At 56.5% G+C, this 8363-nt stretch carries 7 protein-coding genes; 4 read left to right on the top strand and 3 right to left on the bottom strand.

All coding sequences use genetic code 11. The annotated features are described in order from the left end of the window. Positions 1-310: 310 nt before the first annotated feature. On the bottom strand, positions 311-889 hold the full coding sequence (locus KXG62_RS02300) for a histidine phosphatase family protein (RefSeq protein WP_218090273.1): 579 nt from the start codon (positions 887-889) through the stop codon (positions 311-313). A 221-nt stretch (positions 890-1110) separates the two neighbouring features. On the opposite strand from KXG62_RS02300, the gene KXG62_RS02295 reads away from it, so the two are divergent. Genes KXG62_RS02295 through KXG62_RS02285 form a run of 3 tightly spaced genes read left to right on the top strand, consistent with a single transcriptional unit; the run spans position 1111 to position 4819 of the window. After that, entirely contained in the window at positions 1111-2211 is a 1101-nt protein-coding gene (locus KXG62_RS02295; RefSeq protein ID WP_218090272.1) for a GerAB/ArcD/ProY family transporter, read from the top strand. Further along, positions 2208-3644 (top strand): spore germination protein, encoded by a 1437-nt coding sequence (locus KXG62_RS02290; protein WP_218090271.1) that lies wholly within the window; start codon positions 2208-2210, stop codon positions 3642-3644. Before KXG62_RS02295 ends, KXG62_RS02290 begins: the two co-directional genes overlap by 4 nt. Then, positions 3641-4819, top strand: a complete 1179-nt coding sequence (locus KXG62_RS02285) for a Ger(x)C family spore germination protein (protein WP_218090270.1) — start codon at positions 3641-3643, stop codon at positions 4817-4819. The genes KXG62_RS02290 and KXG62_RS02285 overlap by 4 nt, the downstream gene beginning before the upstream one ends. Before the next feature lie 180 nt (positions 4820-4999). Here KXG62_RS02285 and KXG62_RS02280 read toward each other — a convergent pair whose 3' ends face one another. Next, a complete protein-coding gene (locus tag KXG62_RS02280; protein ID WP_218090269.1) occupies positions 5000-5983 on the bottom strand; it encodes an SGNH/GDSL hydrolase family protein in 984 nt (327 codons plus the stop codon). 434 nt (positions 5984-6417) lie between these two features. On the opposite strand from KXG62_RS02280, the gene KXG62_RS02275 reads away from it, so the two are divergent. Next, the gene (locus KXG62_RS02275) at positions 6418-6792 is read left to right on the top strand and encodes a DnaJ family domain-containing protein (protein WP_218090268.1); all 375 of its coding nucleotides are present in this window, start codon (positions 6418-6420) and stop codon (positions 6790-6792) included. 118 nt (positions 6793-6910) lie between these two features. Here the strand turns inward: KXG62_RS02275 and KXG62_RS02270 are convergent, their stop codons facing one another. Further along, complete coding sequence (locus KXG62_RS02270; RefSeq protein ID WP_218090267.1) at positions 6911-8335, bottom strand: hypothetical protein; 1425 nt, start codon at positions 8333-8335, stop codon at positions 6911-6913. Positions 8336-8363 lie beyond the last annotated feature (28 nt).

Here is an 8363-nt window from a genome sequence, read left to right as displayed (position 1 = left end):
TAATGTAAACTTCACAGGCACAGCGTATCCTTCAACTTGCTTGGCTTTTACACATTTCAATGTTTTTCTTTAACTGGCTCGTCAGAAAGACAATGCCAAAAACTGATTTTTCACCACACTTTTAGAGAGAAGCCTGTAGTCCATGTAAAACAAAAGCGCCCTGACAAAATCGTCAAGGCGCTCTTAAGGTTGTGCATGATTGTTCGGTTATTGCGATCCATAATTCGAGCGTCATCTTCAGCAGCAAATACGGGATCGCACCACCGAATGCTATATTCCAGCGAGTCCGCCGCGCCTTCGCCGCGATGCTCTAGCTCCCCTCCAGATGTCGGATGCAGCTGTACAGAGCGTACTCCCAGCATTCGTCCGCGAGCCGGATCGTCGTAACCGACGTGTTGGGCAAGCCGTCACCGGTCTTCTCGTCCTGCAAAAGCCCTTTTAACGTTTGCCCGATCAGGAGGCCGTGGCTGACCACGAGAAGTTTTTTGCCGCGATATTGCGAAGCGACCTCCTCCACGAAGCTCATGCCGCGCGCGCGGACGGATTGCTTGCTCTCCTCGCCGAGGTCAAGCTTGCGCCAATCCTTGCCCCATTTCTCCACCCGCTCCGCTTCCACGGTTCCTTCAATCTGGCCGCGGCCTATTTCCCGGAGCCTTACGTCGAAGGATGGGGTCATGTTGACTGCGGCGGAGATCGCTTCCGCCGTCTCACGCGCTCGAAGCAGGTCGCTGGAAATGAACAGATCCCACGGTTCCTCGGCCAGACGCGAAGCGACAGCCAGCGCCTGCATTCGGCCGGTCTCATTCAGCGGATTGTTCATATGCCCCTGAGCGCGCCGCTCGTTGTTAAAGTCGGTGTTGCCGTGTCTGACAAAAGTAATGGTCGTCATTGTCTACCTCCCTGAAGTGACGAAGATGGGACGCTTCGTTCCATCTTCGATATGGAACTATGTAATCGTTTCCACAAGCTTAGTCCTTTCTATTTTCGTTGTCAATACATAAAACGGGATAATAGGCTACAGCTTTCAACCCCGCCGTCGAGGAATAAATTCGCCTGATTATGGAACAATAACCGTGAAAAGCCAAGTACCTGCATTGGGGTTGGTTCAACGTGGCAGCGAACCAAAAGGTTTTGAATCTTCATCAGCTTGTAACCTTATTCATGCTTTCATCGGGACTCATGGATCATGTGATCGTGATTCCTTTCCTGCTCGGGATCGCAGGCCGAAGCGGCTGGATGTCCGTCATCGGCGCAGGCATCCTGCTGACCTGCTGGCTGCCGCTGCTTAGTTATATCATGAGAAAAACGGACATGAAGCCGATCTTCCTCTGGCTTAAGCAGCAATACGGCTTGACGGTGTCCCTTCTATTCCAAATCCCTTTGATGCTGTATGTATTCGTCCTCGGCGCCATAACGCTGGTAGACACGATCGGCTGGGTGAAAAGCATATTTCTTCCGGAAACGCCCGTGTGGTTCCTTACGATCTTGCTGATGGGCGTTTGCGTATGGGCGGCCCATTCCGGAGTGCGAACGATTGCCAGATGCGGCATCTTCCTGCTGCCGCTCGTTATCGTCTTCGGCATATTTGTCAGTGTCGTGAATATTCCCCGCAAGCATTACGGTCATTTGCTACCTTTGCTGGAGAACGGTCCGTTCCCCGTGCTTAACGGCATGTACGTCGCCGGAGGCGGGTTGATCGAAGTTGCGCTGGTGCTGCTGCTGCAGCAGCATTTGTCGGAAAAGCCGCGGTTCCGCCATCTGCTGCTTATGTTATGGCTGCTGGTCGGTTTGACCTCCGGCCCTTACCTTGGCGCTATCGCGGAATTCGGCCCGGCCGAAGCCGCGCACCTCCGCTACCCGGCATACGAAGAATGGCGGCTGGTGCGGATCGGCCACTATGTGGAGCATGTGGACTTCCTGTCCATCTTCCAGTGGCTGTCCGGCGGTTTCATCCGGGTGGCGCTGGCGCTCTTCCTGCTGAAGGATGTTGCGCGGAGCCACTGGTTTCCCCGAATGAACCCGCTCATTGTTGTCATTGTATCGGCATGCCTGATGACGACGATCGTCCTGCTGCCGTTTTCCGACAAAGACTTCGTCGCTCTGCTCAGCAAATGGTACTTTAACGGCGCCATCTTGGTCGCCCTGCTGCTCAGCGTCGGAATTTCGATGCTGGCATGGCTCAAGAAGCAGGAAAGGAGCGGTTACTCTTGAAAAGCAATGGATTGTTCGAGGAGCTTAACGGGATGATCCGCCATTGTCAGGATATCGCTACGGAGCAGCTGGGTTCAGATGGGCAGAGCATCACCTTGTATTTTCAACCGAAGCTGGTCGATATGAATCGCATCCGCGAGTATTTCATGCCGGAGCTGGTCCATATGCTGTCCGGTTCCGGCAAAAGCATTGACGATCTCTTGGAGGAAAACGGCGCCAAACCGGTCGATCATCCCGATCTGGGCATAGAGGAGTGTGCCTATTATTTGTTTAGCGGCATGCTGCTCGTTTACTTTGAGGACGTGCACAGGCTGTACAGCATCAATTTTGCCAATATGCCGCACCGGCAGCCGGAGGAATCGGCGCTGGAGCCTTCCATTCGCGGAGCCAGGGACGGCTTTGTGGAAGAGCTGGACACGAATATCGCATTAATCCGCAAACGGCTGACGACGGCAGATCTAAGAGTCACGTACTATGAATCCAGCGGAACGACGCCGACGCGCCTGGCGCTCCTGCACTTTAAGGACCGGGTCCCCCTGTCTTCTCTGCATCTTATTCAGCGGCGGCTTGAATGTATCGGTGATACGAATCTGGTTGGCGGCATGTCCCGGCTGGAGGAAGCCGTCTCCGGGAACAGGTATTCCGTTCTGCCGCTGAGCAATTTCACCGGCAAGCCCGACTACGCGGCGGAATGTCTGGTGCGCGGCAAGTTCCTCGTGTTCATGGAAGGGTCGCCTACGGCCATGATCGCCCCGGTTACGTTATCCGAGCTGTTCGTCAGCTCGGAAGACTCGAATTTCAGCTATCACGCGGCCATTGCCAACCGGCTGCTTCGAATTATGGCCGCATTCATTACCGTGTTTTCCCCCGGCGTCTTTATCTCGCTGCTGATGTACAATCAGGATCAAATTCCGTTTCAATTGCTGGCGACGATCGGAATATCCCGTCTTGGTTTACCGATCTCGGCTTTTGTCGAAATGCTGCTGAGCTTATTTCTGCTGGATTTGCTGAGAGAAGCCGGAGCCCGGCTGCCCCGCGCGACCGGTTCGACGATTACGGTGGTCGGCGGGATCATTATCGGGGACGCCGCACTCAGGGCAGGTATTTTATCACCGAGCATGACGTTCCTCGCGGCGGTAGCCATTGTATCCGGCTCCACGCTGGTCAACCTGAACCTGCAAAGCACGACGAGAATCATGCGCTTGTTTGTACTGATTTTATCGGCGCTTTGCGGGATATACGGCACGATTATTGCCTTGTTCTACATGCTGGTGTACGCCATTAACACCGATTCGTTCGGCCAGCTGTATTTTCCTTACGAGCGATACAGCCGCAAGGCCAGCCTGCTCAAATTTATAAGACTGCCGTTTCGCAAAAACAGTACGGATATCGTCCATAACGTGCCCGCCCTAAAAAGCGAGGAAGGCTCATGACCAAAAACGTGATGTCGCGGATTCGAAGGGGATTGCTCGCCGGGGCGGCACTCCTGCTGCTTTCAGGCTGTTGGGACGCCAAGGAGGTACAGCGGTTAAACTATATTGTCGGGCTCGGCGTCGATTACGAGGATAGTAAATTCGTCGTATACACGCAGATGCTCAACTTCTCCTCCATTGCCAAGCAAGAGCAGCAAAACTTGTCGGTCAGGCCTTGGGTCGGCGTCGGGCGGGGCTCGACGATTCTCGGGGCGATCAACGATGTAATCGCAGCGGGGCAAGGCACGATGTTTCTCGGGCATGTGAACTATCTTGTATTGACGGAAAATGTGTTCGAGAAGCAGATGCTGAAGAAAGTATTCGATTTCACGAACCGCAATAAAGAGACGCGCTATACGAAATGGTTTTATGGGACAAAAGGAGATTTGTACGACCTCTTCAGCGCCAAATCATTTTTTGACCGGAGCACGCTCGACAGCATTCTGGCCAATCCCGAAGCAAACTATGCGCAGCTGTCGAATTTAAAGCCCTACTACGTTAACGAAATCGTCGCGGGCATGCAGGAAGTATCCTCGACGGTCATTATTCCATCGGTAGAGCTTACGGATAAAGTATGGAGAGAATCGAACCGGCCCCAGCCCATGATCAAAAAATCCGGGGGGTTTGTATTCAACGGTACGCGGTATCTGGGGTGGATGACCATGAGCGATGTCATGATGGGCCGCTGGATGCAAATGGCCTACGAGGCTTCGCCCTTGACGCTTCGCGCTGACGGCCAAGCGGTTGCGACGCTGGAGATCAAGGACGCCTCGCATCGCTTTGAGATACGGGAGCAAGAGAACGGCCCGCCCCGTTTTGTCGCGATACTCAGTGCCAAAGCGACCATCATGGAGCTTGCGGCCGAGAAGCCGCTGGAGGAAATTCAGAAGCTGGCCGAAGAGACGATACGGAAGGAAATTACGGATTACTATAATAAAGGGCTCGATATGGGGGCCGACCTGCTGCACCTCGGACAAACCTACTACAAATATCACCCTTATCGATGGAAACGCATTAGCAAGAATGGACGGCTGCCGCTCGCACGCGATTCGCTGGAGAAGATCGACGTTCGCCTGCTCATTAATAACGCGCAAAAATATAAATCGCCGCAGTGGACCCGTCCGTATAAAGATTAGGCAGCGCAAGCTGGTTATCGCCAAGTGAGCGATGAGCCGGGATTCTTGCTTCCGTCCGCAGCGGCGCGTCAGACAAGCCGGGAGCAGCGCCCCCGGCTATTGTCGTTATGATGCACTGATCGGGGATCCGCGGTGAAGATTGCGGCGAATGCACTATCCGCCCCGGATTCCTCGGACCGGCTACAACGTATTCCGGATCTGCTTGTACAACTGAAGCGCCATGTGGGCGAAGCCTTCATCGGTCGGATGCGTGCCATCGGCAAACAGTCTGCCGCCATGCGGTACAAGGCTTTCCCCGTCGATGACATGGAAGCCGGGGTACTCCGCGGCGATCTCCTTGATCGTCTGCGCGAGCTCGTCGAACGTGCCGAGCGGCTTCCGGTCATTCCGGATGCTGCGCCAGATCGGAGTCAAGACGTAGATCTGCGCATCGGCGTACAGACGGCTGACGGCGTCGAGGTATGCCGCGCATTTGTCGCGGAACTCGGCCATTGTCGCGTAGCGGCCCCAATCGTTGGTCCCGTACGCGATGGTGACGATTTGCGGCATGAAGGATACATTCTCGTCCAAGCTATCCGCGTTGAAGACGTATCCTCCGACGCCTTGATTGAGCAGCGGCAGATCGAGCGAACGCGCCAGCATGGCCGCGTACGTGCTGGACGGATGCTTGGCGTCCATGCCTTGCGTAATCGAGTCGCCGAGGCAGAGCAGCCCACCATCTGCTCCTCCGACTGGCTCGCACACGGCGCCCGGGGCCAGCTCGAATGAGCGGAAGACGAGTTCTGCGTTATGCGGCAGGTCGATGCACACCTGCTTGACCTCGCCTTCCTTGCCGCCGATCTCATATAGGAACGCCCCGTCCGGGCTTGCCGGGTTGTCCTCTCCGATATCGGCCACCCATCGGCCGTCGACCCAAATGTCGAAATAGACGGATTTGCGGGCTCTGCCCTTCAAGGTGTAATCAAAGCGAATATAGGCGCTATCCGTTCGCAGCTCCAGTTTGCAGCCCGCAAGACAACGGCTCCGGAGACTCAGCGCTTCGCTTGCGGCGTACACGTTCAGCTGCCGTTCCGTGAAACGAAGCGGCGTTACCCCCTCTTCCGTCTCGGCTGCTCCCAGGCAGCCGGTAAAAAGCGATGGAAGCAATGACAAATGGCCGGACATGGATAAATCCTCCTCCAATGGTCGGTTTTTCTTTCACCATAGCACATCATGCCGGCGCCGACAATCTTTTTTGCATGGGAAAGGAAGCGCATCCAAGCGGACCGCACCCCCTGCGTTTGACGAGAATTTATCGAACGAATGGCGATGTCGCGAAGCGAGCGAATCTGCAGAACGGTGCCGCAGACTTCAACGGGCAGTTGCAGGTCACACCGGCTTCGCACGCTGATGACATCGGGGAAGTCTGCCAACGTGGGCGAAGCCCAAGCGCGCGTTGCGGCGCTGCGCGGCGGTCGGTCGAACCCCACGCGGGTATAGCCACAACGTTTTAGTCAAGTGGCGATCAACATAGACCTCGGAAGGCGTAGCGATGGATGAAGTATGATAGAATGAAAGTCGAGAAATGATAGAATGAATGACGAGGAGTCGATGATCCGATGGATGTTATGCGCACGATTGCCGAGGAGAAAATAGCGGAGGCGAGCCGCCGCGGGGAGCTGGATCATTTGCCCGGTGCCGGCAAACCGCTTCCCCCCGACGCGTTGGAGAACGTCCCGGAGGACCTTCGGGTCGGCTTCCGGATGCTCAAGAACGCCGGGATGATTCCCGAGGAAATGCAGCTTCGCAAAGAAATGGTGACGCTCGGCGATCTGCTCGCGGTCTGCCGCGACGATGCCGAGCGTCAAAAACTGGAGAACGAGCTGACGTCCAAACGGCTTCGCTACCAGACACTGATGTCGGGGCGTGGTTGGACGACATCGGAGGCGTTCCGTGATTACGAGCAGCAAATTCGGCTTAAGCTTACCGAGTAATTCGGGCTGCTGTAGTTAAACAGCCCCCCGCCCCTCCACCTTCGCCCTATATATAGAAGCGGCTTAGTTCCTGCAGCTCCGCCCAAATGTACCGCAACCCCGCTTGGCGTCAATTCTCTCAATAGGCGGAAATCGTCGCCCCATTCGTCTTCCAAAAACCGTTCGAGCGCACGTTCCGCGTGTATATGGCTGCGGACGATGAGGTATACAGATCGTAGAGCGATCCGATCGAGATGCAGTCGTCCAGCCACATGCTGTTGCCGCTCCCGTAGTTTTGCCAGTTGACGTTCTGCGTCGTGCTCACGCCGACGCGCGAGTCGTAGCTGACGCAGCCGACATTCCAGCTGTGCGTGCCGGCATCCACATCGGCCACATTCGGTCCGATGTTGTCGAAATACATCCCGTTCACGCGGATGACGGTCGCTCCGTCATGCGAGGTCGAGCCGTTCTGGTTCGTCTCGCCGGGAATGCCGTTATGCCGCCCGATGTTGCCGACCTCGACGGCCGCCGGCACTTTGCCGTTGTAGTGATGATAATTGAAGCCGTCGCTCCGGTTGCGCGCCGCTTCGCAGTTTTGCGAGAAGCATTCCTTCGTCCCAAGGATGTGAAACCCGTTCGTCGCCGAGGCATACTTGAATTTGCAGTTTTTGACGTACACCCTCGTATGGTCCGGCTCGGCGGCCGAATTCGCCGCACGAAACGGATTGGTGCCTCCTTCGAAGCGGATGCCTTCCGCGTAGATCGTCTTGCCGCCCTCGATATTCGCGTTTTTGACGGCAAGGAAGACGCGCAGCCGAGCGTCGGGCGGTCGCGAATCGGCTGTCCGTACCCAGACGTACGTTCCGTCCGAATAGACCGAGCCGGGATTCGCTCCAACCTCGGCAGCTGAGCCGCGGACGGTCAGCTCGGTATAATCGCCGAACCGGTCCGTGAAGGCGGCATCGAACACGCGTCCGACCGAGGAGCGCGCCGCCCTATAGGTCGCCGTCAGTCCGCTCTCGGCCGTCCACGCCAAGAGGTCGTGCGTGCCGAGCACGACGGTTTTGCCGGGCAGCGCGATGAGACTGACGCTGCGCGGGATCGTGGTCGAATTGAACGCATGCTTGCGCGGATATACGCCTTCATCGATATATACGATGTCGACGTCGGGCATGAGCAGCGCTTTGCTGACGGATTGAAAAGCGGTGCCGAGCGTCAAACCGTCGTTCGCGTCGCTACCTGCGGACAGGCTCACATAATAGGCTTTCCCCGCTCCGGTATAAACGAAGGCGGACACATCCCAATCCGTTGCGATCGTCCCGTTGGGCTTCCTGTACAGCGCCAACGGCGCCGGGTTCCAGCGAAATCCGTCCGGCACCGGAATCGCGGAACCGCCGCACGCCGGATCCTCATTCGGATTGGAATACACGCTCTCCGTCACGCTGCCTGCTGCGCCCCCCGCCATCGCCTCGGGAGCGACCCTTGCGATCGGCACGGCGGCCGCGAGCATGGCGACCGCCGCAGTCCGCGCGAAAGCTCTTCTTGTCATTTTATCCGATTCCATCGAAACGACTCCTTCCTGCGTTCGGCGA

The sequence above is a fragment of the Paenibacillus solanacearum genome (assembly GCF_910593845.1).
GTDB lineage: Bacteria > Bacillota > Bacilli > Paenibacillales > NBRC-103111 > Paenibacillus_G > Paenibacillus_G solanacearum.
Note: the sequence above shows the minus strand (reverse complement) of the source record. Positions and strands in the feature narration are given on the sequence as shown.

Bases quoted from the DNA above. Each gene is read 5' to 3' on its own strand.
- KXG62_RS02300 (WP_218090273.1), bottom strand. From the start codon at position 889: ATGACGACCATTACTTTTGTCAGACACGGCAACACCGACTTTAACAAC.
- KXG62_RS02285 (WP_218090270.1), top strand. From the start codon at position 3,641: ATGACCAAAAACGTGATGTCGCGGATTCGAAGGGGATTGCTCGCCGGG.
- KXG62_RS02280 (WP_218090269.1), bottom strand. From the start codon at position 5,983: ATGTCCGGCCATTTGTCATTGCTTCCATCGCTTTTTACCGGCTGCCTG.
- KXG62_RS02275 (WP_218090268.1), top strand. From the start codon at position 6,418: ATGGATGTTATGCGCACGATTGCCGAGGAGAAAATAGCGGAGGCGAGC.
- KXG62_RS02270 (WP_218090267.1), bottom strand. From the start codon at position 8,335: ATGGAATCGGATAAAATGACAAGAAGAGCTTTCGCGCGGACTGCGGCG.